Source organism: Jiella soli (genome assembly GCF_020615385.1).
Lineage (GTDB): Bacteria > Pseudomonadota > Alphaproteobacteria > Rhizobiales > Rhizobiaceae > VKMB-3413.
This window is the reverse complement of record NZ_JAJAVB010000014.1, coordinates 155,313-179,056: the sequence shown is the minus strand read 5'-3', so window position 1 is coordinate 179,056 and position 23,744 is coordinate 155,313. Positions and strand designations below refer to the sequence as shown.

Here is a 23,744-nt window from a genome sequence, read left to right as displayed (position 1 = left end):
GGCACTCGCGAACCGGTCCCGCCCCGGCGGGACCGGAGTTCGGCTTTTCCCGCGCGAGCGCGGCGCCCGACTTTTCCCGCGCGAGCGCGGCGCTACGTGCAGCGCGATGACGGGACCCTTCCTCCGCCGCGCATTGCACCGGACCGAACGCATCTGGGACAAGACCCGCTTCGCCGTAAAGCGGCGAACCGGGCTCCTCGGCACGCCGGTCGTCGTTCCCTATCGCGGCTTTGCCGGGCCGGAAGGCGTCTGGCTGCGTGGCCGCGTCCTGGAGGATCAGGGTGTCGCGTCGGCGCCGCACTCCGCCTCGACCCTGCGCAATCTCTGGCTGACACTCAAGCGCTACGAGACCGACGAGGTCGGCGGCGCGACGATCGGCTGGCGCCGGGGCGAAGAGCGCGGCACGCTGCTCACCGACGAGGAAGGCTATTTCGGCGCGGTGCTGCCGCTGGAGCCCGGAGTTGGCGAGGCACCGTGGCTCGGTCTCGACCTCGACCTTCAGGATGTGCCCCATCACGAATTCGAGCCGGTGGAAGCGCGCGCTGCGATCCGCGTCGCCTCGCCGTCCGCGCGACTTGGCATCATCTCCGACATCGACGACACCATCATCGAGACCGGCGCCACCAATTTCCTGAAGCACTGGCGCACGGTGGTCGCCAATTCCGCCCACAGCCGCACCGCCTTTCCCGGCGTCGGGGCCTTCTACAGGGCGCTGGCCGAAGGTGACGGCGGCCCCGAGACCCATCCCGTCTTCTACGTCTCGTCCAGCCCGTGGAACCTCTACGACCTCTTCGAGCGCTTCATGGTGCTGCACGACATTCCGCTCGGGCCGATCCTGCTCAAGGATTTCGGCCTCGATGCGGGCAAATGGTTGACCGGCGGCCATGACGACCACAAGCTCGAGCGCATCGGCTGGATCATGGCGGCCTTTCCCGCGCTGACCTTCATCCTGATCGGCGACAGCGGCCAGCGCGATGCGGTGATCTACGAGGAAGCGGCGCGGCGCCATCCCGGCCGCGTCGCCGCCGTCCATATCCGCGACGTCACCGGGGGCCGCCTCGCCGCGGAGGCGGAGACGGCGCTGTCGGCCCTGAGGGAGACGGGGATCGCGGTCACGCTCGCCGATACGCTTCGGCCCGCGGCCCGGCAGGCGCTGGAAGCGGGGCTGATCGACCACCGGCAGATGGCAAATGTCGAGGCCGCGATCGCCGGCGCGTGACGGCGCGGTGCGGCCGGGCCTTTCGCCCCCTGCGACGAATTCTCCCGAATTTCAAACGATTCGCGTCGCCGCGGACCGGCTTCGTCTCTTCCGTTTTGCAGCGCACGCAGTATGTTGCGACCGATTCCAAACTGGCACCGGACGAAAATCATGGTCGAACTTGCTCTCCCCAAGAATTCCACCCTGACCAAGGGCAAGACCTGGGACCGGCCGGAAGGCGCCAAGAACGTTCGCGAATTCCGGATCTACCGCTGGTCGCCGGACGAGGGAAAGAACCCGTCGATCGACACCTTCTACGTCGACACTGACGATTGCGGGCCGATGGTGCTCGACGCGCTGCTGTGGATCAAGAACAAGGTCGATTCCACCCTGACGCTGCGCCGCTCCTGCCGCGAAGGCATCTGCGGTTCCTGCGCGATGAACATCGACGGGGCGAACACGCTCGCCTGCACCAAGGGCATGGACGAGATCAAGGGACCGGTCGCGGTCTACCCGCTGCCGCACATGCCGGTGATCAAGGACCTGATCCCGGACCTCACGGTGCCGTATGCGCAGCTTCGCTCGATCGAGCCCTGGCTGAAGACCGAGACGCCCGAGCCCGAGCACGAATGGCGCCAGAGCCACGACGACCGCGAGAAGCTGGACGGGCTCTACGAGTGCATCCTGTGCTTCTGCTGCCAAACCTCCTGCCCGTCCTATTGGTGGAACGGCGAGCGCTATCTCGGCCCGGCGGTGCTCCTCCAGGCTTATCGCTGGCTGATCGATTCGCGCGACGAAGCCACCGGTGAGCGGCTCGACGCGCTGGAGGATCCCTTCAAGCTCTATCGCTGCCACACGATCATGAACTGCACCCAGGCCTGCCCGAAGGGCCTCAACCCGGCCAAGGCGATCGCCGAGATCCGCAAGATGATGGTCGAACGCCGGGTCTGAGGCGAGGGCCGGTCAGCCAAATCGACCACGGATCACCCCCACGGCGAGTGAGCGTTCTTGAACGTTGACATTCCGAGGGGCGTCGCAGACGCTTTCCTGAAGCGCCTGCCCGTCCCGCCGTTCAGCGATAGACCATGTCGATCCGGTCAAAGGCGGCGAGGGCGTGATCTTCGCGAAAGAGGGCGTGGTCGGTTTCGAGCCGTTTGGCCGCCTCCTCCGTAAAGCGGACGATATCGGCGACGAAGAGCTCGCGCGGGCTCGCCGCCGCGATGATCGAGGGCTCCACGTCGTAGTCGATCTGGCCGAGGTCGTCGGATAGAGCGTGCGCCTGCGCGAGAGCCGCACCGCAGGTTTTTGCATACTCCTTCCACGTGCCGAAGCTCAGCTCGTCGAGGTCGATGTCGTCGCGGAAGGGCGCGCGCTCGCGGCTCATGAAGCTCTCGCCGTCGATCTCGACGGCGCCGTAGAAAATGTCCCCGTGGGCGAGCTGGACGGCCTGGCCGTGGGCGATCCGGTCGGCTTTCGCGCCGGCGTGGAATTCCGACTGCGGGACAATGCCCTCGAGCGCGGATTGGCGCGCCCGCTTGAACTCGATGATGAGGTCGTCGGTCGCGTCCTTCGAGGGCCCCTCGATCAGCACATAGTAGCGCGGCAGCCCCAGGGACGCCGTGCCCTGGCCATGGCGCATGCAGACGTCCTTGACCCGGAGCTCGCCCGTGCGGTGGGGCGCATCGATGCCATTGACCTTCGCCAGATCATCGATCGCCTTCTGGAACTTGTCGATCTCGCTGGACAGCGGCTGCAATTCCTCGGTGGCGCGAAAGCCTCGCCCGGAGGACTTGAGATAATCCTCCCAGAGCCACTCCCGCCGCTCCTCCCAGGCTTCCTCGAACAGCCGCCGGATCACTTCCGGCGAATTATCCATCCGGTAGCCGTCGTTCTTCTCCGTCGCGTGCTCGGCATAAGCCTTCATGGCATCGAGATATCCCACCACGAACTTCTTCACGATCTTGCGCCGCTTCTTGCGCTTCAGGCCGCCTTCCTCGCGTGCAGCAATCCAGAACCCGACGGCCCCGCGCTTGAGATCGAAGGTGAAGGGGGCGTAGATCGTCTCGTCGAAGTCGTTGACGCCGAAGATCGGTGCCCCGTTCTCGTCCGGCATGACCCCGAAGTTCTCCGGATGAACGTCGCCGAGCGCCATGACCGAAGGCATATGCGCATCCTCCCCGACCATGTCGCGGTAGAACAGCAGTGCGGTGCCGCGAAAGAATTTGAAGAAATCGTCGGCCAGTTCATCGAATTTATCGATTGCGGCCTCGCTTCGCTGCTCGATGCGCTGGGCGTGGTCCTCCCGCAAGGTCGAGCGGACGTGCTCGCGGCGCGCCTGCCCCGTCAGAAGGATCGGAGGGACGACCTGATCGCCCGCGGCGACCCGACGTGACAGGTCTCGAAAAGCCTCGACCTTGCCGCTCGCCTTACGCGACGGCTTGACTTCGACCTGTTTGGATTTCGTCGCCGTCGTCCGCTTCTTCTGTGCTTTGGCCATACCGCATTTTTCCCTTAGCGTAAGTTTTTGCAACGCGGCCGCAGGATGGCCGTTCCGTCGCAGGCCGCTCTCCGCACCGGCCGCGTGGGAAGCGGCAAGCCTCACATTCCGGAGCGCCAGAAGCGGAGGCCGGCCCTGAGGACACGCCCGGCCTCCACGGTTGCTCGCAATCCAGGCCTGCGGCGGCGGCCGGGTCCATAACGGACGGAGCCGTCGTCCTGGCGGATCGTGTCGCCCGCCAGACGACTCCCGAGCGTGCCTCTTCCGCCTTCTACCGTCCCGGCAATGTGCCCGGGCGCAGATACGGGAACATGTGCGCGACATAGTCGGCCTTGCCGATCTCGACGCCTTGCGCGCGCAGGATCGCGTAGGCGGTGACGACGTGGAAATAGAACTGCGGCAGCGCCCAGTCGCGGGCGTACTGCTCGGCAGTCAGGTCGAACACCATGCCCTGGGGCAGGGCATGGGCGATCGGCGCCGCAGGATCCACCGCTTGCATGTCGCTCGATGCGGCCTCCAGCGCCGCCAGCGTCTCGGCGATCCTCGCCTGCGCGTCGGCGATCGAGCCAGGGGCTTCGGCCGCGTTCCGTCCCTCGTTCAAAAGGACTCCGACCGCCTCCGGAAAGGCCTCCCCACGAAGCCGGAACACACCTTCCTGCGCCTGCACGCAGGCGAAGCGGATCTGGGTGGACAGCGGGAACATGTCGGGGACGAGACGCGAGAGGAGGAGATTCTCCGCGCCGCCGCCGGGTCTCTGGGCCTCGGCCTTGTCGAGCCAGGCCGAAAGCGCCCCCAGCATCTGCCTGTAGGTCGGGATCAGGATATCCGGCAGTGTCATTGGCTCTCGCTTCCATGATCTTCGCGCGACGGCCGATCCGGCCTTGGTCCACCTCTACGGCAGGCTCCATGTCAGCGCCATGGCGGGTGGCCCGCCTCATTGGCCGGGTGAATCGGGCGATCTCAGCTTCCGGGAGTGCCGCATGTCCGGCGGTTGTCTCGATTGCGCCGAACATGCCGGCGGGGGCGACGGCCTTTGGCCGTGTCATGCCGAATGCGCTTGTGGCGACGCCCGGAGACGACCTTCCCGCGTCGCCGGCTCCCGCGCTTTCGGCTGCGGCTCTCGTGCCACAGTCGGCCGGCAAAACGGCGAAAGCCACGCCGCAATCACGTTCGACCAATTTCCCGACATGTTTCGTCATCACGAAGGTGTCATGTCGAAGTCCTGCCCCTCTCCCCGCCAGACGGCGGTTTCCGCCCTCGTTCTCCTGCTTCCCGTCGCCGGCTGCGTCGGCGCGCCGGGAGCCGACGATGCGTTGTCTCCGGTCGCCCAGGCGGTGTCCGAGCGGAGCCAGGAATGCCTGGCACGGGCGATGTATTTCGAATCGAACCGCTCCAGTCAGGCCGGCATGCTGGCCGTCGGCACGGTGGTGATGAACCGGGTGAAGTCCGGCGCCTATCCCGAGGACGTCTGCGATGTGGTCGGCCAGCCCGGCCAGTTCGCGTCCGGCGTGATGACGCGCGAGATGGGGGCGGGCAAGGAACTCGCCATGCAGACGGCCCACAAGGTGCTGGCCGGCGAGCGCCATCCGGCGGTGAAGGACTCGATGTACTTCCACACGGCCGGCATGCATTTTCCGTATCGCAACATGAGCTACACGGTGATCGCCGGCGGCAATGCCTTCTACGAGAAGGTCTCGCGGCGGATGAATCCCGACTTCGACTTCAAGAGCCAGGCGGAGGTGCGCGCGGCGCAGGGAGCGCCCGATGCGGGCAGCGCCATCGCCGCGATCGCCAAGCCAAGGCCGCGCGCCGCTGAGCCGGTCTCGGCCAGCGTCGCGCTCGCCGAGACGAAGCGGGACAAGCCGGCGCAGACGAGCCGGTTCCTGGACCTCTGGCGCACCGATACCAAGCCTTCCGGCGATCCCGAGGCCCCGGCGGCCGCCGAGCGGGAAGCCAGGGACGCAGCGCAGCCCGGCAAGGGTGGGCGCGTCGACGCCGCCACGGCCGCGAGCGCCACGGACGAGGCCGCCCTGGCGGATCGTTTCGCCGGCCTGCCGGGCGTCGGCGACGGGTTGCGCGGCAGCACCGAAGGCCACGCCTCGCCCGCGGCCGAATGATCCCGCGCCCTTTACGATCTGAAGCCTGCACCAGATTCCCGCCGGACGCGCTGACCCGCCCCTCGGCGAGCGGCAGCGCCTGCGACTTGGCGGGGATTCGTGGTGTCGGAACAGAATGACGGCGATCTCGGTCGGCTGAGGGCCGGGCCGATCCTCTATGCCCGTGGACAAGGGCCGGACGGCAACCGCGTGGCCGCGCTCCTTGTGCGCCCCGAGGCGGAGGCCGCGCCCGAGGTGCGGCTCGAAGGGCAGGCGCCGATCCGTCCGCGCCTCATCGCCAGCCTCTTCGGTGCCGGGATCTGGCGCTACGAGTTTTCCGTACCCGAGGACGCGCCTGCGGCCTATGCCGTGGACAGCGAGCGATACGAGATCCAGCCGGTGGACGCGCCGGCGATGCGGATCGCCTATGTCTCCTGCAACGGCCAGGAAGAGGGCGATCTCGATCGCGACGTATCCGAGCGCGACGTCATGTGGTCGCGCCTTGCCCGGGAGCACGAGGACCACCCTTTCGCCTTGCTCCTCCAGGGCGGCGACCAGCTCTATGCCGACGACGTCCTTCGCTGCCATCCGGACGTGGAGGCCTGGGCCGCCCTGCCGATGGCGCGGCGGGGCGAGATCGGGCTGACCGACGAGATGACGGAGGCGATCCGGCGGTTCTACTTCTTCCGATATCTCGTCACCTTCTCCAGACCCGCCTTCGCGGCCCTGTCGGCACGGGTTCCCTCGGTGATGATGTGGGACGACCACGACATCGTCGACGGCTGGGGCAGCCATCCCGCCTCCATGCTCGACAGCGCGGTGGGGCGCGCCCTCTTCGTGGCGGCACGCGAGATGTTCCTTCTCTTCCAGCTCGCTGCTCTTGAGGGTGATCTGCCGGACATCGCCTTCGATCCGCGCGGACGCACGCTCGGCTTCGCGCTGCGCTATCGTGGCCTGTCGCTCATCGTTCCGGATCTTCGCAGCGAGCGGCGGCCCGACCGCGTCATGGATGCGCCGGGGTGGGACGGGTTTGTGGGCGCGGTGGCCGAGACGCCGCCGGGCGACCGAGTCCTCGTTCTGTCGAGCGTCCCGGCGCTGGGACCGCGCTTGAGCCTGGTGGAGGCCACGCTCGATGTCGTACCGCATCGCAGCGGGTTCGAGGATGATTTGCGCGACCAGTGGCAGAGCCGGGTGCATCGCGACGAATGGCGGCGGTTCCTGGAGGCGCTGGCCGAGCGGGCAGGGTCGGAGGCAGGCGGCGGCGTGACGGTCCTGTCCGGCGAGATCCACCTGGCAACGCGCGGCGAGATGCGCCTTTCGGGCGGCGCGACGATCCACCAACTCGTCGCCTCCGGCATCTCCCATCCCGCGCCGCTCGGCACCTATCCGATCTTGCTCGGCCTGCTCGCCCGGCTCGGCGAGAGCCCGGTCGAGGGCACGAAGATCCGCATCCTGCCGCTGCCGGGGAGCCGCTCGACCTATTGTGCCGAGCGCAATTATCTCGTCCTGGCGCGCGAGGACGAGGCCTGGACGGCGGTCTGGGAGCTGGAAAAGAGCCTGCGCACGTCCAAGCTCCCGATCTGATCGCGCACCGGTAAATCGCGGCGTAAGTCGGGTGGCGACAATGCGGCGTCCCCGCTGGGATTGCGACGTCTCGGGTCGCAATCCGACCATGGCGGCGACAAATTTCCTCCACGAAATCAATTGCGTGCAGGGAAACCGAAAAAAGTTCCACGAAAATCGGAAAAATCTTGTTTTGGCCCAGAGCGGATCACGCTTTGGTCACGAAGGTCGCCGATTGAGCCCTCGCTCTCGAAGCATCGCAACGCAGTACAGGAAGCCCGATGAAACTTCTGCCGAACGTCGCCTTCGCGGCCGCTCTCTTCGCCAGCTCGCTCGTGGCCGGTGTCACGGTCGAACCCATCCATGCCGAAGCCGGCTCCCGCCACATCTCGTCCGGCGCGGCGTCCTTCTACGGCAAGCGGTTCCACGGGCGGCGCACCGCCAATGGCGAGCGCTTCAACATGAATTCCATGACCGCCGCCCACAAGACGCTGCCCTTCGGCACCAAGGTGAAGGTCACCAACAAGCGCAACGGCCGCTCCGTCGTCGTGCGCATCAACGACCGTGGCCCCTACCATGGCGGGCGCGTCATCGACCTGTCGCGGGCTGCCGCCTCCAAGATCGGCATGATCGGCTCCGGCACCGCGCCGGTCAGGATCGACGTGCTCTAAGCCTTCGGGCTTCACTGCTTCAGGGCCGGCAACGGCCGAAGGGGGAACGGGACCGCAGGGCGGATCCCGTGACGACAAAGAGGGGGGCAGGGTGAGCAGGATCTCTCCCGCCCGCAAGACCAGGAAAGACGGCGTCCGCCGTCACGTCCCATCCTTCCCGAACGATCCGATTCCTCGCGCCCGCCGGTCGCCCGCCGCGATCCGGGGTGTCTTCGCCTTGCACCGCTATCGCGGCTGGCCGAAGCCCCAGACCATCATGCGCCCGGACCCCGTAGAATAGATCGGCGCCCCGATCTCGGTCAGTTCATGCGCGCCGAGCGCGCGCGCCTCCTCATCGCGGAAGCCGAACAGCAACGTCCCGTCCTTCGAGTCCGCCGCCCTCCAGGGCTGCCGAAGCTCGAACTGATCGGAGGGCGCCGTGCCCGGCCTCATGTAGGCGCGCACGTCCAGCGGCTTGTCGCGCAGGGCCCAGATCATGCCCGCCGTCAGAGCCCGCCCGTCGATCACCACATGCTTTGCACCGAGCGAGGCGGCGACGGCGGCGAGATTGTCGCCGGTCGTCGTCCAGCCGCCCAGCTGGCGCATCTGCCGCGCCGGGCCGGAGGCGTTCACCGGGTCGAAACCGGCGGTGATGGCGATCAGGGCGAGGCTGACGAACCCGCAGACGAGAAGATTGGTAACGAAGAAGAAGCGCCAGCGATGGCGGATCACCAGGGCCGTCGCCAGCACGACGCCGGCGGGATAGGCCGTCGCGCCCCAGTTGATGTTCGCCTGGGCGAGGAAGCCCTGAACGGTGATCGCGAGAAGGATCGGCCAGGACAGAACGAGAAGCAGCCGGTCGGTTGCCGGCCTTTCGGTACGCGCGCCGAGGAAGAGGGCGTTCAGCATGGCGCCGAAGACGACGGGTCCCGCGACCGCGAACTGGGCGCCGAGGAATTCGAAGCCCTTGACGGCATTCAGCCGCGACAGGCTCCAGCCGATATTGTCGTTGGCCGTGTGCTCGAAGGTGGCAAAGCCGTTCGCCGCGTTCCATAGAAGGTTGGGCGCAACCAGAACGAGCATCAGGCCGAGGCCGGTGAGGGACTCCCACCTGAACAGCGCCGGGCGCAGCCGCGGCAGCATCAGCGCGGCCAGGAGCACCAGAACCGGCAGGTAGATCATCGCATATTTGGCATTGAGCCCGAGGCCCGCCGCAAGCCCGAAGCCGAGCGCCGCGAGAAGCCGCGGCCGGTCGAGATAGGAGGCGAGCGAGAGGAGCGCGAGGCCCCAGAAGAACAGCAGGAAGACGTCGGTGGTGATCAGGAAGGACGAGACCGCGATCCCCGGCATGATCGCGTAGAAAATGCCGGTCCAGAACCCTGCCGGTCCGCCATAGAGCCGCCGCGCGAGCGCTGCGAGGACGATCGCGGTGCCGAAATGGAAGAGCGGCGAAGCCGCCCGGACGCAGGCCGCTCCCGTGCCGCAGAGCCTGGTCTCGGCACCGATCACCCAGGCGATCAGCGGCGGCTTGGTGAAATATCCGAAGGCGAATTCGCGCGACCAGGCCCAGTACTGCGCCTCGTCGAAGCCGAGCTCGCTCGGCGAGACGGCGAGGGCGAGAAGCCGCGCCGCCGTCAGCGCCCCCAGAACCGCCAGAAGCACTGGCCAGCCGGGGTCCCGGTCCTGCAGCCGTTGTGCCACAGGCGGAAGATTTCGAGGCTCAATGGTGGCCAAGGTCATCGTTTACTCTTAAGCCGGCCGTAATTGCGGCAGATCGGGCGTGTCAGCGACGTCGGCGACAGGACCGGCCGACGCCATCACGGGAAATTGGAGCCGCCGCAGGGCGCGGCGCCAAGGGCTTAAGCCATGAGCATCCACATGACCACACCCTTCCGCATCGAGCCGGCGGCGAACCTTCTGAAGGCCTTCGCCCGGCGGCCGGGGCGCACCCTCGTCGGGACGCTCCTGGTGATCAGCGGCTTCTTCCTCCTGTTTCCCGGCCTCGATCTCGTTGTCAGCGGCGAATTCGTGACGCGCGGCGCCGGCTTCGTCCTGACCGACGACGGGACGCTCCGGATCGTCCGCAATCTCGGCACCTGGATCACGGTCGCGATCCTCGCCGGCAGTCTCGCCGCGCTCACCGTGCCGCTGGTCGCGCGCCGTCTGCCCAGCTTCCTGAAGCCGCATCAGGCGCTCTATCTGATCTCGGTCTATCTCCTCGGGCCCGGCCTCCTCGTCAACGGCATCTTCAAGAACGTCTTCGGCCGCTCGCGCCCCCGCGATATCTTCGCCTTCGGCGGCGACGCGATCTTCACGCCCGTCTGGACAATCCATGGCGGCTGTTCGGGCAATTGCTCCTTCGTCTCCGGCGAGGGCGCGGCGGCGGCGGCGATGCTGGCGCTGATCTTCGTGATCCCGCGGCGGGACCGGCTTCCCGTGGGTCTCGGCCTCACCGCCGTCGCGGCGATGGTCTCTTTGAACCGGATCGCCTTCGGCGGGCATTTCCTGTCGGACGTTCTGCTCGCCTGGGTGATCACGCTCGCCGTCATGGTCGCGCTTCGGCCGGTGTTCTTCGGCGCCTCGGCCGAGCGGATCGACGGCGCCTTTTTGACCGCCGCGAGGCGCCTGTGGCGCCGCGACGGGACGGCGGAGGCGGAGACGGGGCCGGCCGGCGCGGAGATGGCCGGCGCCGCCCCGCTTCAGCGCGCGCGGACGATGCCGCGCGCCGAGAAGGACTGGAATATGGATATACATGCGGGCGATTTCGCCCAGGCGGAGGCCGCGGGCCTGGCGGGGCCGGCGGGCGGCTTCGATGACGGCGCGGAGCGGCGCTTTTCCCGGCTCAGCGTCGTCGTGCCGGCCCGCAACGAGGCCGAGAATTTGCGCATCCTGGTGCGCGAGATCGGCGAGGCGCTGCAGGCGCGCACGTTCGAGGTCGTCGTCGTCGACGACGGCTCGACGGACGACACCGCCGCGGTGCTGGACGAGTTGAAGGCGGACGGCCTGCCGGTCCGCCATGTCCGCCACGAGCGCTCGGCCGGCCAGAGCCGGGCGTTGCGCAGCGGGCTCTTCGCCGCCTCCGGCGACGTCGTCATCACCATCGACGGCGACGGCCAGAACGATCCGGCCTTCATCCTGGCGCTGGTCGAGGCGCTGGAAAAGGCGGGGCCGGCGGCCGGGCTCGTCGCGGGTCAGCGGGTCGGGCGGACCGACACGCGCCTGAAGCGGATGTCCTCGCGTTTCGCCAACACTCTGCGCACCGCGATCCTGAAGGACGCGACGCGCGACACCGGCTGCGGGCTGAAGGCGATGCCGGCGACGCTGTTCCGGCAGCTCCCCTTTTTCGATGGCTGGCATCGCTACCTGCCGGCACTGGTCTTGCGCGAGGGCTATGATGTCCTGCATCTGGACGTGAAGGACCGCGAGCGGCGTTACGGCCGCTCGAACTACGGCATCCTCGACCGCGGCCTGCGCGGCGTCCTCGACCTTTGCGGCGTGTGGTGGCTGATGCGGCGGGGACGGCGCTCGCCGGGCCGGGTGGACGAACGTAGCCTGGAGACCCGCAAGTGAGCGACCTTCTCACCTATCTCGAGCACGTCTTCGTCGAGCGGCTGGACCTGTGGGTCCTGCTCGGCTTCGTGGCGCAGGCGATGTTCACCGGCCGCTTCGTGGTGCAGTGGATCGCCTCCGAGCGCGCCAGGCGCTCGGTCGTTCCCCTGGCCTTCTGGACCTTCTCGCTGGCCGGCGGCGCGCTGCTCCTCATCTATGCGCTGCACCGCAGGGACCCGGTCTTCATCATCGGCCAGGCGGCGGGCCTGTTCATCTACACCCGCAACCTCTTCCTGATCGCCGGCGAGAAGAAGCGCCGGATGGCCGACACCGACCAGATGGATATGCCCGCGGCCGCCGAGCGCTGACGCGGGCGCCGGCGCTTCCATCATCCCGGCGGTCCGGGCGCCGGACATTTCCGCGTTAACCGCCCGCCGACAGGCCCCGGTCCGCAGCGGCCGGTTCGCTTGCACATGAAACGGGCGATGTCTACATCGGGGCCTGTTCGACCAGAGGACCCGATTGATGCTTGCAGTCACTTTCATCATCTACCAGGCGCTGAACCTTTATTGGTGGATCGTCATCGCCTCGGCAGTGCTGTCGTGGCTCTATGCGTTCAACATCGTCAATCCCGGCAATCCCGTGGTCGATTCGATCGGCCGCTTCCTCTGGCAGATGACCGAGCCGGTCTATCGGCGGATCCGGCGCTTCCTGCCCGATCTCGGCGGGCTCGACCTCTCCCCGCTGATCGTCCTCTTCGCCATCATGTTCCTGCAGTACCTCATCGCGGTCTATATCGACCCGGCGATCTACCGCGCCGGGATCTGATCTCGGATGGCCGGGCCGGAGGCGGACGCCGGCCGGTTCTTCAAGCCGGCGGGTGACGACCTCCTGGTCTTCGTCCGCCTGACGCCGCGCTCGGACCGCGACGCTCTCACCGGCACGGTTGCGGATGCGGCCGGCGCGGTGCGGCTCGCCGCCCGCGTGCGCGCGGTGCCGGAGGCCGGCAAGGCCAATGCCGCGCTGATCGCGCTCCTTTCCAAGACGCTGAAACTGCCGAAATCCCGCCTCGCGCTCGTCGCCGGCGAGACCCAGCGCACCAAGACGGTGCGCATCGCGGCCGCCTCGGCCGACCTCGTCGCCGCGCTCGAAAAGCTGCGATAGCGCGCATGACGACGCCCGCCCCTGCGAAGCGGCAGGGACGGCTTGCATGCCGGGCCGGTCCCGGCGGCGGGACGGCATCATCGGCCTTCCATCCTTTGCCGGCTTGAGCGGGCAGGCGGGATGCCGGAGGCAGACCCTCCGAACGCTATGACTACGGTCCGCCTTCGGCATCCCGCACGCTGTCTTTCCGGTTCCGGTGATCGCCCCGCCCCGCTGCCTCTCAAGGCGCCGCGACGCTGCCGCGCCGCGGGCGGGGAGGGACGATGGCGGCCGGCTCTTCCCGGGTGCCCCCGGTCAAGCGGACCGATCCGCAGCCTCCGCGAAGGAGACGGTCCGGCGGCGCCTCGAAACCGTCCGCGCCAGGGCCCTCCGGAAGAGCCCCGACCCGGACACGCCCGCCTGCCCGCGAACGATCCCGGTGATCATTCGTGCCCGTCGTGGGCCGGCGGTTGGGGGAGTATGGCGGCGGGGTGAGGGGGCGGGGATAAGTTGGTTGGGGGGAGGGGCGCGCGCGCAAGGAGGGGGCACCGCTTTCGCTTGCCTCCATGGCCGAGATGGGGTCCTCTGCCGACCCAACCTGGGCGCGAAGCGGGGATTCGCAAGGCGGGCGGAATGGCGGGGGACAGACGGCAGGGCATGAACGACGTCGAGACATTCATCACGCGCTGGACGGCCCGCGAGGGCGGGGCCGAGCGTGCGAACTACCAGATGTTTCTCGCTGAACTCTGCGACGTCATCGGGGTGAAGCGCCCCGATCCTGCCGGGGCCGACCGCGACTTCAACGATTACGTCTTTGAGCGCGCCGTCAGGCCCCGCGAGAGCGAGGGTGGGACGGCGCCCAAGCGCATCGACCTCTACAAGAAGGGCTGCTTCATCCTCGAAGCCAAGCAGTCGCGGCTGCCGGGACAGAAGAACGCCATCCCCGGCCAGCTCTCGATGCTGTCCGAGGAGCCGGAGACGCTCGGCCGGCGCTCTGTGGCGAAGGGCTGGGACGTCATGATGCAGAACGCGCGGCGGCAGGCGGAGACCTATGTCTTCCTGCTCGACGCCTCCCATCCCGCGCCGCCCTTTCTGATCACCTGCGACGTCGGCAACGCCTTGGAGCTCTTCGCCGACTTTTCTGGCACCGGCCGGGCCTACGGCCAGTTTCCCGACCGCAAGGGCTTTCGCATCTACTTAGAGGACCTCAGGGATCCGGAGATCCGCCAGCGCCTCGCCACCATCTGGACCGATCCGAAAAGCCTCGACCCAGCCCGGGAATCCGCCCGTGTAACCCGCGAGATCGCCAAGCGCCTTGCGGAAGTGTCGAAGGCCCTCGAGGCCGGCCATTCCGCCGAGGACGTCGCGCATTTCCTGATGCGCTGCATCTTCACCATGTTCGCCGAGGACGTCGACCTCCTGCCGAAGGGCGCCTTCACGCAGCTTTTGGCAGACTGCGTAGAGAGCCCCGAGGCCTTCGTGCCGCTGGTCGAGGAGCTGTGGGCGAAGATGGACGAACCGGAGCGGGGCAAGCGCTTCTTCTCCGCCTTCCGCACGCATCTCAGGCACTTTAACGGCAACCTCTTCAAGGACGCCCGCGCCTTTCCGCTCGGGCGCGAGGAGATCGGCGAGCTGCTGGCCGCCGCCAGAGCGCGCTGGACCGAGGTGGACCCGGCGATCTTCGGCACGCTGCTGGAACAGGCGCTGGACCGGACGGAGCGCAAGCGTCTCGGCGCGCACTACACGCCGCGCGCCTATGTGCAGCGGCTGGTCGACGTCACGGTGATGGAGCCGCTGCGTGAGGACTGGCGCCGCGCGCTGACCCGGGCCGAGGCCGCTAAGGAGGACGGCGAGGAGAAGAAAGCCGCCGAGATCGTCCGCCGCTTCCACCACCAGCTCTGCACGACGCGGGTGCTCGATCCCGCCTGCGGCACCGGCAACTTTCTCTATGTCAGCCTGGAGCTGATCAAGCGGCTGGAGGGCGAGGTGCTGGAGACGCTCGCCCGCCTCGGCGCGACCGAAAGCCTGGGGCTCGAACGCGAGACGGTGGACCCGCACCAGTTCCTCGGCCTGGAGCTGAACCCGCGCGCGGCGGCGATCGCCGAGCTGGTGGTCTGGATCGGCTATCTCCAGCAGCATTACCGCACGCGGGACGGCCACCCCGCCGAGCCGATCCTGAAGGCGTTCCGCAACATCAATTTCGGCCGGCACGAGGGCTATGACGCGGTGCTGACATGGGATGGCTATCCGCTGCCCAAGGTCGAGGAGCGGGACGGCAAGCGCGTGGAGGACTATCCGAACCTACGCCGACCGATTTGGCCGGAGGCGGAGTTTATCGTGGGGAACCCACCTTTTATCGGGAAGGGTGAGCCGATGCGTTGCGCCCTTGGCGAGGATTATCTTCGGAATCTCTGGCAGGTCCACAAGCACATCAACGAATCCGCGGACTTCGTCATGTTCTGGTGGGATCGAGCGGCGGAGATTTTGCAATCCGGGAAGTCTGTTCTTAGGCGGTTCGGCTTCGTGACGACGAATTCGATAACGCAGCTCTTCAATCGTCGTGTCATTGAAGGACGGATAAATGGAAACTCCAAGGCCTCAATTGTTTTCGCCGTAGGAGACCATCCGTGGACGAAGGCCACGCACGATGCGGCATCTGTCCGAATCGCAATGACCGTAGCCGCCGTAGCCAAGGAGGGAGTTCTTCTGGAAATTCAGCACGAGTCGGGAGTTGATACAGACTCCCCGAATATAGTCTTTAAATATTTTCATGGAAAAATAAACCAGGACTTGACATTCGGGGTTGATATTACAAAAACAACAAAGCTACGCGCGAATATTGGCCTTAGTAACAATGGAATGCTCCTCGCGGGCAGAGGGTTTGTACTGTCTCGTTCCCAAGCCGAGCAATTCTCTGGCATGGAAGAGCACTTCGTTCGTCGCTATATGAACGGTCGAGAGCTAATTTCCGGAAAATCCAGCAGGTTCGTCATCGATCTGTTTAATTTGTCTGATGCAGAGGTTAGATCTGCTGCACCTAAATTATATCAGCATCTTCTCGGTGCCGTGAAACCGATCAGGGCACAAAACAACCGAGCCGCCTATCGCGACAGATGGTGGATTTTCGCCGAACCTCGACGGGAATTCCGGCCGGCTTTGAACGGGTTGCAGAGTTATATTGCGACCACCGAAACCTCGAAGCATCGACATTTTCAGTTAGTGCCGGGCGATGTGGTGCCCGACCACATGGTAGTCGCGTTTGCATTTTCAGACGCTTATTTTCTCTCGATCTTGAGCTCTTCGTATCATGTAGGCTGGGCTCTACGCGCGGGTGGCTGGCTCGGCGTTGGCAACGACCCTCGCTATTCCAAATCCCGCTGCTTTGACCCCTTCCCATTCCCCGACCCATCAGAGTCCGTGCGCGAAAAACTCCGTCTCGTCGGCGAGGAACTCGACGCCACCCGCAAGCGCGTGCTCGCCGAGCACAGCGACCTGACCCTGACCGGGGGGTCTACAACGTCCTGGAAAAGCTGAAGGTCGGCGAAGCGCTCAGCGAGAAGGACGAGGACGTCAAGCGGCGCGGGCTGGTGCTGATCCTGAAGGAGTTGCACGAGACGATCGATGCCCTGACCGCCGAGGCCTATGGCTGGCCGGCGGACCTTTCCGACGATGAGATCCTCGAACGCCTGGTGGCGCTCAACGCCGAGCGGGCGCGAGAGGAGGCACAGGGACACGTGCGCTGGCTGCGGCCGGACTACCAGATCCCGCGCTTCGCCACGGGCAAGGCGGCGAAGTCCGGCGAACTGGCGCTGCCGGAGACGGTGGTGGCGATCGACGCGGGCAAGCCGGCCTTCCCAACCGACCGTACCGAGCAGCCGCTCTCCGTCGAGGGCATCCTCATCGCGAGCGGCCGGCCGATGGCCGCCGCCGAGATCGCGCGCGCGTTCAAGCGAGGCGGCAAGCGGATCGAGCCGCGCGTCGCCGAAGCATTGGCCATGCTCGCCCGTTACGGCCACGTCACAGCCCTCCCGGACGGCCGCTTTGCGGCTCGCCGGGCAGCGTGAGGTTGCGAAAGGTCAGGCGGCGGCATTGACCCCGTGGAGATGGCGGTGCCGGGGCGCCCCCCTCTGTCCTGCCGGACCGGGGCGAGCCACGCGTCTCGCCCGCCCTGCGGGCCCCCCGCAAGGGGGGAGATCGGCTGTGGCGGGGCCGCGGGAATCGGTTGCGGTTGGTGCGGGATCGGAGGGGGGAAGAGGGCGCGAGGTTGGCGCGGGGATGATCTCCCCCCTGGTGGGGGAGATGGGCGGCAGCCCAGAGGGGGGCGTGTGCCGCCGACGTCGGCTTGGGGACGCGCTGGCGCAGCCTCGACGGGTGGATTGGGTGGAAGGCCGCCTTGGCGGTCGTGTCGCCTCCATCACCCGCCTGCACTTGATAGCGAAGCGGCTGGTTCGGCTCCGTTGGGCGCATTGAAACGGCGGAGAGGGGCGGTGCCGGGGCGCCCCCCTCTGCCCTGCCGGGCCGGGGCGAGCCACGCGTCTCGCCCGTCCTGCGGACCCCCCGCAAGGGGGGAGATCGGCTGGGGCGAGGGCCGAGGGGATCGGTTGCGGTTGGCGCGGGATCGGACGGGGGAACAGGGCGCGAGGGCAGGCGCGGGGATGATCTCCCCCCTGGTGGGGGAGATGGGCGGCAGCCCAGAGGGGGGCGTGTGCCGCCGACATCGGCTTGGGGACGCGCTGGCGCAGTCCCGACGGGTGGATTGGGTGCGAGGCGGCCTTGGCGGTCGCGCCGCTTTTCATCATCCGCCTGTATCTGATGGCGAGGTGGCTGGTTCGGCTTCGTCGGCCGCACTGAAACGGCCGGAGAGGGCGGTGCCGAGGCGCCCCCCTCTGCCCTGCCGGGCCGGGGCGAGCCACTTGTCTCGCCCGCCCTGCGGCCCCCCCCCCACGCATGGGGGGAGATCGGCTGGGGAGGGGGCGCCGCTTGGGGCGCGTGCCGAGGGTTCGGCCTGCGGCGGTCGAAGTCCGGTGCGTCAGAGCAGGCCGGCTTCCTTGTAGTAGCGCTCGGCGCCGGGATGCAGCGGCACCGGCAGGTTCTTGGCCGCCGTCTTCGGGTCGATGCCGTTGGCGGCGTTGTGGGCGGCGACGAGGTCTGGGAGATGCTCGAAGAGCTGCTTGGTCATCTGGTAGGCGAGGTCGTCGGAAACGTCCGACGAGGTCACCAGGATGTTGGTGATGGCGAGCGTCGGCACCGCCTCCGCCTGGCCGTCATAGGTGCCGGCGGGGATTTCCACCGCCTGGAACGGGGCGCCGAGCTTTTCCGCGATTTCGGCGGGGACGGCGACGACGGTGATCGGGATCGAGGCGGCGAGGTCGCGGATCGAGGCGACGCCGAGCCCGGCCGACTGCAGCGTCGCGTCGAGCTGGCGGTTCTTGATCAGCTCGACCGATTCGGCGAAGGGCAGGTATTCGGTCTTGCCGAGATCGTCATAGCTCATGCCGGCGGCCGAAAAGATCGCGCGCGCATTGAGCTCGGTGCCCGAGGCCGGCGCGCCGACCGACAGCGCCTTGCCCTTGAGGCTGGCGAGATCGGTGATGCCGGAATCCTTCGACGCGACGATCTGGACATAGTTCGGATAGATCGCGGCGATCGCCCTCAGCTTTTCCACCTTCTGCGGAAAGCCGGCCTCTGCATTGCCTTCGGCGGCCGCCTTGACGCTGTCGCCCAGCGCAAAGCCGATCTCGCCGCGCCCCTGCGCGATCAGCTTGATGTTCTCGACCGAGGCCTTGGTCGACTGGACCTGCGTCTTCACGCCCTCGATGTTGTCGCCGTAGATCTTGGCGAGGGCGACGCCGAGCGGATAGTAGACGCCGGACGTCCCGCCGGTGAGCACGTTGATGAACTGCTGTGCGGACGCGGCCGACGGCGAGAGCGCGATCGCCGCCGCCACGGCCGGGGCGGCCAGGCGTTTGAAGAGCTGCATTGTGTTCCTCCCGAGGATCGGGCCGAAGCGGCCCAGGAGGAGAGCTTGCAACAGGGGCGGTGGCAAGCTCAACCCTTCGGCCGGTTCGCATGCCCTCCCGCGGGCGGAGAAAGCCCCGGCGGCCGGCGGTTCCCTGTCGCGCGGCGGCAATTCCTTGGCCGGGAAGGGACTTGCCGCCCTCATGGCGGGAACCGGCCGGCCCGATGGCCGTAGTTTCTGCGAAACAGGAGGCTTCATCCATGGAAACCCGCATTCTCCCCGTCGCCGGCGTCGCCGTCGCGCTCATTCTCCTCGGGATCGGCAGCTTCTATCTCGGCGCGGCCCTCAACGCCTCGGTCGAGACCGACGGGCCGGCCGGCATCGTCCAGACGCCCGCGGCCGCGTCGTAGCGCCGGGCCGGCGACCTTCGCATTGGTGCGGCGGCGGAATTGACTTCAATTGGCCCATGGCCGATTTCCGTCGGATTGCACCGTTGGAGGAAGCCGATGTCCGAAATGATCGAAGTCCATGACCTGAAAGTCGCGCCGGTTCTCAAGACATTCATCGACGAGGAGGCGCTTCCCGGCACCGGCGTGTCGGAAAAGGACTTCTGGCGGAGCTTCTCGGACATTCTGAACGGCCTCGCGCCGAAGAACCGCGGGCTCCTGGAGGTCCGCGAGAGGTTGCAGTCTTCCATCGACGACTGGCACCGCGCCCGCCGCGGCAAGCTGATCGACATGGGCGAATACCAGGCCTTCCTCAAGGAGATCGGCTACCTCGTCCCCGAGGGGCCGGACTTCTCCATCGAGACGGCGAATGTCGATCCGGAGATCGCGCTGGTGCCGGGGCCGCAGCTCGTCGTGCCCCTGATGAACGCGCGCTACACGCTGAACGCGGCGAATGCCCGCTGGGGCTCGCTCTACGACGCGCTCTACGGCACCGACGCCATGGGCGACCTGCCCGAAGGCAAGGGCTATGACCGCGCCCGCGGCGCCCGCGTCGTCTCCTGGGCCAAGAGCTTCCTCGACGGCGTCGCGCCGCTCGACCGGATCTCGCATATCGACGTCGAGGCCTATACGGTCGACGGCGGGACGCTGGTCGCCGAATATGCCGGCGGCAAGAAGGCCCGGCTGAAGAACCCGGCCGCCTTCGCCGGCTATCGCGGCGATCCGGCGGCGCCGACGGCGGTGCTGTTCAAGCACAACGGGCTGCATCTGGAAGTCGTGATCGATGCCGAGAACCGGATCGGCAAGAACGACCGCGCCCATGTCGCCGACATGCTGATGGAATCGGCGGTCACGACGATCTGCGACTGCGAGGATTCGATCGCCGCGGTCGATGCCGAGGACAAGACGGCCGTCTACCGCAACTGGCTCGGCCTGATGAAGGGCGATCTCAAGGACACGTTCGAGAAGGGCGGCGAGACCATCACCCGCCGGCTCAATCCGGACCGCGATTATCGGGCGGCCGGCGGCGCAGCCTTCTCGCTGCCGGGCCGCTCGCTGCTGCTCATCCGCAATGTCGGCCACCTGATGACCAATCCGGCGATCCGCCTGAAGGACGGGTCGGAGGCGCCCGAGGGCGTCATGGACGCCATGATCACGGCGATGATCGCGATCCACGACCTGAAGAAGACCGGCGGCGCCCGCAATTCGCGCGCCCGCTCGATCTACATCGTCAAGCCGAAGATGCACGGGCCGGACGAGGTCGCCTTCTCCGATGAGATCTTCGGGCGCGTCGAGGATGCCCTCGGTCTCGACCGCTATACGCTGAAGATGGGGATCATGGACGAGGAGCGCCGCACGACGGTGAACCTCAAGGAATGCATCCGCGCGGCGAGGCACCGCGTGTTCTTCATCAATACCGGCTTCCTCGACCGCACCGGCGACGAGATCCACACCTCGATGGAAGCCGGCCCCATGGTGCGCAAGACCTCGATGAAGGACCGCACCTGGATCAAGGCCTATGAGGACTGGAATGTCGATGTCGGCCTTGCCTGCGGCTTCCGCGGCAAGGCGCAGATCGGCAAGGGCATGTGGGCGGCACCGGCAAAGATGCACGACATGCTGGCCCAGAAGGTCGGCCATCCCCAGGCCGGCGCCAATTGCGCCTGGGTGCCGAGCCCGACTGCCGCGACCCTGCACGCCACCCATTATCACAAGGTCGACGTCCTCGCCTGGCAGGACGCCATCGCCGCGGGCGGGCGGCGGGCGATCCTCTCCGACATCCTGACCATCCCGCTCGCCAACCGCGCCAACTGGCCGGAGGAGCAGGTGAAGGCCGAACTGCGCAACAACGCGCAGGGCATTCTCGGCTATGTCGTGCGCTGGATCGACCAGGGCATCGGCTGCTCCACCGTGCCGGACATCAACGATGTCGGCCTGATGGAAGACCGTGCCACCTGCCGCATCTCCTCGCAGCACATCGCGAACTGGCTGCACCACGGCGTGGTCTCCAAGGACGAGGTCATGGAGGCGATGAAGGAAATGGCGGCGAAGGTCGACCAGCAGAATGCGGGCGACGCGAACTACCAGCCCATGGCTGGTCACTTCGAGGAGTCGATCGCCTTCAAGGCCGCCTGCGATCTGGTCTTCGAGGGCCGCGTGCAACCATCGGGATACACTGAGCCGGTCCTGCATCGGCGCCGTTTGGAAAAGAAGGCTGCCGCGGCCGGCTGATGGATTGGCGNNNNCCCCGCTACCTGCGCTCGCCCGTCGGCGAAAAGTGTGTGCGATCAAAAACAATTCGCACGGACCCGGTTAAATCACTCCAATGGACAAATTCCTTCGGCACCAACAGGTTGCTGGTCGCGTAATCATTTGTTAACTTTACCAAATCGTTAAAAAGACGGTACCGAGAGTGTCGCTAGGTCGCCGGTATAGAGTCGATCACAGCGTCCGTTCCAGATGTCACAATCATGTCAGTGACTTCCCAAGCGTGTGACAGATTGCTAGCGGTCGATGTGACAGAAACCTGACAGTCTTCGTACCGAAGAAACAGACGTATAAGTGACAGAGGAAACATGCCCGTGTCCCAGCTTCTTCACAGCAACCCACTTGGATTCTTGATCGTCGATGTCGCCCGATTATTCCGACAGGAATTCGAGCGCATCGTCGTCGAGGCGGGGATCGAGCTGACGCCCGGCGAGCTTCGGGCACTCGCGCATGTCGCACGTCTCGAGGGCTCCCGTCAGGCGGTCCTGGCGGATCGGATGGGGGTCGAGCCGATGACCCTGTCGGCCTACCTCGATCGTCTGGAGGCCCGCGGGCTCGTCACCCGGGCGACCGATCCGCACGACCGCCGCGCCAAGGTTGTCCGCACCACCGAGGCGGCAAGCCGGATCTTCGAGGAAACCCGGCCACTGGCGGTTGCCGTCTACGATCGAATCACGTCGGGCTTCAACGATACCGAGCGCGAACAGGCCCTGGATCTCCTCGGCCGCATGCGCGCCAATTTGACCAGCGACCCGAGCATTCTCGGCCAGACCAGCGAAGCCGCCTGAGACGCGGCGCCCAATCTCGCGTCGAGGCGGCCGGAGCGGCGGCCTCGCATCGCGAAGATCGATCCCGATCCGGGGGTCTGACGATGTGGCGGGTCCGGGACGCGTCGTGAAACGCTGATCGCTCGGCGGGCGGCTGTGTGGGACATTGCGCCGCCGCCCCTCCCGCGAAAGCTGCGGCGCCGGCCATCCGGAAAAAACGAGATGAATGCGCCCGTCGGCTGGCGCAGCCGGCCATCGATGTCGTAAGCCGGACTGATGAAGCCTCTCGATCTCTCCCGCAGCGCGCCCGGCGGATCGTCCATGCCGGACGCTCCCTCTTCCGAGCGACGCATGTCGGAGCGGCGCACCGGTCTCGTCGGTGGCTGCCTCGTTGCGATCGGCTCGGTGTCCATGTCGCTCTACACGCCGGCGATGCCGGCTCTGGTCGAAGAGTTCGGGACCAGCGAGGCGCTGATCAAGCTGACGCTGTCGGTCTATTTCGCCGGCTTCGCCTTTACCCAGCTGGTCTGCGGCCCGGTCTCCGATGCGCTCGGACGCCGTGCGACGACTCTCGGCTTCATGACGCTCTATCTGGCGGGATCGCTGCTCGCGCTTATCGCGCCAACGGTGGAGGTGCTGATCGCGGCCCGGCTTTTGCAGGGGGTGGGCGCGTCGGTCGGCGTGGCGACCTCGCGGGCGATCGTGCGCGACCAGTTTTCCGGCGAGGCTTCGTCGCGGATCATGAACACGATCGGGCTGATCCTGGCGATCGGCCCGGCTGTGTCGCCGACCATCGGCGGTATCACCCTCGATCTTGCCGGCGCGCAGGCGATCTTCGCCGTGATGCTGTTCTTCGGCTTCGTCGTCGTGGGGATGACGCTCTTCGTCATGCGCGAGACCACAACGCCCGACATCTCGCGCATCCGTCCGCGCGCGATTCTCGACGCCTATCGCACGCTTGCCGGCAATCGCCATTTCCTCGCCACCGGGCTCACCATCGGCGGCTCGGTCGGCGCACTCTACACCATGGCGACTATCCTGCCCTTCGTGCTTATCGGCGAAGCCGGGATGACGCCGACCGAGTTCGGCATCGGTATGCTCGCCCAGACCGGCAGCTATTTCGTCGGCTCGCTCTTGGTGCGGGCGCTGATGCCGCGCACCGGCGCCTATCCGCTGGTCCCGGCCGGGCTCGGCTTCGTCGGCGCGGGGAGCGTCGGCCTCCTGGTCTCAATCGCGCTCCTGCCGGTCTCCTACCTGTCGATCATGATCCCGGTCGGCTCGTTCGCCTTCGGCATCGCCTTCGTCATGCCGGCGATGACCACCGCCGCGCTCGCCCCCTTTCCGAAGATGGCGGGCGCCGCCGCGGCGATGATGGGCTTTATCCAGATGGGCTCCGGGCTTGCCGGCAGCGCGGCCTGCGCGGCGATTGGCGATCCGGTGATGGCGACCCAGATCGTCGTGCCGGCGCTCGGGCTGATCGCGATTTCCGCCTATCTCGTCTACCGCACCCATCCGCATCTCGCCGAACCGGAGCCGGCACCCGAGATTCCCGCGCCGCAGCTCATCGACGACGGCCGCGGATGACGCCGGCGGAGCGGGCCGGGTTCG

The 23,744-nt window shown here is 67.1% G+C and carries 20 protein-coding genes and 1 pseudogene; 17 read left to right on the top strand and 4 right to left on the bottom strand.

The window, feature by feature from the left end:
- Positions 1-106: 106 nt before the first annotated feature.
- Complete coding sequence (locus LH400_RS08425; protein WP_229152222.1) at positions 107-1,219, top strand: App1 family protein phosphatidate phosphatase; 1,113 nt, start codon at positions 107-109, stop codon at positions 1,217-1,219.
- 150 nt (positions 1,220-1,369) lie between these two features.
- The gene (locus LH400_RS08420) at positions 1,370-2,149 is read left to right on the top strand and encodes a succinate dehydrogenase iron-sulfur subunit (RefSeq protein ID WP_229152221.1); all 780 of its coding nucleotides are present in this window, start codon (positions 1,370-1,372) and stop codon (positions 2,147-2,149) included.
- Positions 2,150-2,270: 121 nt separating this feature from the next.
- Here LH400_RS08420 and LH400_RS08415 read toward each other — a convergent pair whose 3' ends face one another.
- Positions 2,271-3,398, bottom strand: coding sequence for a DUF2252 domain-containing protein (locus LH400_RS08415; RefSeq protein ID WP_370638359.1), 1,128 nt, complete (start codon positions 3,396-3,398; stop codon positions 2,271-2,273).
- Here LH400_RS08415 and LH400_RS08410 point away from each other — a divergent pair.
- On the top strand, positions 3,363-3,590 hold the full coding sequence (locus tag LH400_RS08410; RefSeq protein ID WP_229152250.1) for a hypothetical protein: 228 nt from the start codon (positions 3,363-3,365) through the stop codon (positions 3,588-3,590). The genes LH400_RS08415 and LH400_RS08410 overlap by 36 nt on opposite strands.
- Before the next feature lie 376 nt (positions 3,591-3,966).
- On the opposite strand, the gene LH400_RS08405 is transcribed toward LH400_RS08410, so the two are convergent.
- Entirely contained in the window at positions 3,967-4,533 is a 567-nt protein-coding gene (locus tag LH400_RS08405) for a DUF1993 domain-containing protein (RefSeq protein WP_229152220.1), read from the bottom strand.
- Positions 4,534-4,906: 373 nt separating this feature from the next.
- On the opposite strand from LH400_RS08405, the gene LH400_RS08400 reads away from it, so the two are divergent.
- The 3 genes from LH400_RS08400 (at position 4,907) to LH400_RS08390 (ending at position 8,025) form a co-directional block, all read left to right on the top strand.
- Positions 4,907-5,812, top strand: a complete 906-nt coding sequence (locus LH400_RS08400; protein WP_229152219.1) for a cell wall hydrolase — start codon at positions 4,907-4,909, stop codon at positions 5,810-5,812.
- Between the two features lie 102 nt (positions 5,813-5,914).
- Positions 5,915-7,375, top strand: coding sequence for an alkaline phosphatase D family protein (locus LH400_RS08395; RefSeq protein WP_229152218.1), 1,461 nt, complete (start codon positions 5,915-5,917; stop codon positions 7,373-7,375).
- A gap of 260 nt (positions 7,376-7,635) precedes the next feature.
- On the top strand, positions 7,636-8,025 hold the full coding sequence (locus LH400_RS08390; RefSeq protein WP_229152217.1) for a septal ring lytic transglycosylase RlpA family protein: 390 nt from the start codon (positions 7,636-7,638) through the stop codon (positions 8,023-8,025).
- A gap of 225 nt (positions 8,026-8,250) precedes the next feature.
- Here LH400_RS08390 and LH400_RS08385 read toward each other — a convergent pair whose 3' ends face one another.
- Entirely contained in the window at positions 8,251-9,666 is a 1,416-nt protein-coding gene (locus tag LH400_RS08385) for an ArnT family glycosyltransferase (RefSeq protein WP_229152216.1), read from the bottom strand.
- Between the two features lie 204 nt (positions 9,667-9,870).
- Here LH400_RS08385 and LH400_RS08380 point away from each other — a divergent pair.
- The 7 genes and pseudogenes from LH400_RS08380 to LH400_RS26320 all read left to right on the top strand — a co-directional run.
- Positions 9,871-10,557, top strand: a pseudogene (locus tag LH400_RS08380) (phosphatase PAP2 family protein); the annotation flags it as partial.
- A gap of 234 nt (positions 10,558-10,791) precedes the next feature.
- A complete protein-coding gene (locus LH400_RS08375; protein WP_229152247.1) occupies positions 10,792-11,574 on the top strand; it encodes a glycosyltransferase family 2 protein in 783 nt (260 codons plus the stop codon).
- Positions 11,571-11,921 (top strand): lipid-A-disaccharide synthase N-terminal domain-containing protein, encoded by a 351-nt coding sequence (locus LH400_RS08370; protein ID WP_229152215.1) that lies wholly within the window; start codon positions 11,571-11,573, stop codon positions 11,919-11,921. Before LH400_RS08375 ends, LH400_RS08370 begins: the two co-directional genes overlap by 4 nt.
- A gap of 157 nt (positions 11,922-12,078) precedes the next feature.
- Positions 12,079-12,381 carry a YggT family protein gene (locus LH400_RS08365; RefSeq protein ID WP_229152214.1) on the top strand — a complete coding sequence of 101 codons (303 nt, stop codon included), beginning with the start codon at positions 12,079-12,081 and terminating at the stop codon, positions 12,379-12,381.
- A gap of 6 nt (positions 12,382-12,387) precedes the next feature.
- Entirely contained in the window at positions 12,388-12,717 is a 330-nt protein-coding gene (locus LH400_RS08360) for a DUF167 domain-containing protein (protein WP_229152213.1), read from the top strand.
- A gap of 636 nt (positions 12,718-13,353) precedes the next feature.
- Positions 13,354-16,230: a class I SAM-dependent DNA methyltransferase gene (locus LH400_RS08355; RefSeq protein ID WP_370638356.1), complete on the top strand. Its 2,877-nt coding sequence runs from the start codon at positions 13,354-13,356 to the stop codon at positions 16,228-16,230.
- Positions 16,231-16,283: 53 nt separating this feature from the next.
- Positions 16,284-16,760 (top strand): hypothetical protein, encoded by a 477-nt coding sequence (locus LH400_RS26320; protein ID WP_370638355.1) that lies wholly within the window; start codon positions 16,284-16,286, stop codon positions 16,758-16,760.
- 965 nt (positions 16,761-17,725) lie between these two features.
- Here LH400_RS26320 and LH400_RS08350 read toward each other — a convergent pair.
- Positions 17,726-18,676 (bottom strand): TAXI family TRAP transporter solute-binding subunit, encoded by a 951-nt coding sequence (locus LH400_RS08350; RefSeq protein ID WP_229152212.1) that lies wholly within the window; start codon positions 18,674-18,676, stop codon positions 17,726-17,728.
- Positions 18,677-18,915: 239 nt separating this feature from the next.
- Between LH400_RS08350 and LH400_RS08345 the strand changes: the two genes are divergently transcribed.
- The 4 genes from LH400_RS08345 (at position 18,916) to LH400_RS08330 (ending at position 23,720) form a co-directional block, all read left to right on the top strand.
- Complete coding sequence (locus tag LH400_RS08345) at positions 18,916-19,065, top strand: hypothetical protein (RefSeq protein ID WP_229152211.1); 150 nt, start codon at positions 18,916-18,918, stop codon at positions 19,063-19,065.
- A 96-nt stretch (positions 19,066-19,161) separates the two neighbouring features.
- Complete coding sequence (locus LH400_RS08340; RefSeq protein ID WP_229152210.1) at positions 19,162-21,333, top strand: malate synthase G; 2,172 nt, start codon at positions 19,162-19,164, stop codon at positions 21,331-21,333.
- Positions 21,334-21,683: 350 nt separating this feature from the next.
- Entirely contained in the window at positions 21,684-22,157 is a 474-nt protein-coding gene (locus tag LH400_RS08335; RefSeq protein ID WP_229152209.1) for a MarR family winged helix-turn-helix transcriptional regulator, read from the top strand.
- A 300-nt stretch (positions 22,158-22,457) separates the two neighbouring features.
- Complete coding sequence (locus tag LH400_RS08330) at positions 22,458-23,720, top strand: multidrug effflux MFS transporter (protein WP_370638358.1); 1,263 nt, start codon at positions 22,458-22,460, stop codon at positions 23,718-23,720.
- Positions 23,721-23,744: the final 24 nt, after the last annotated feature.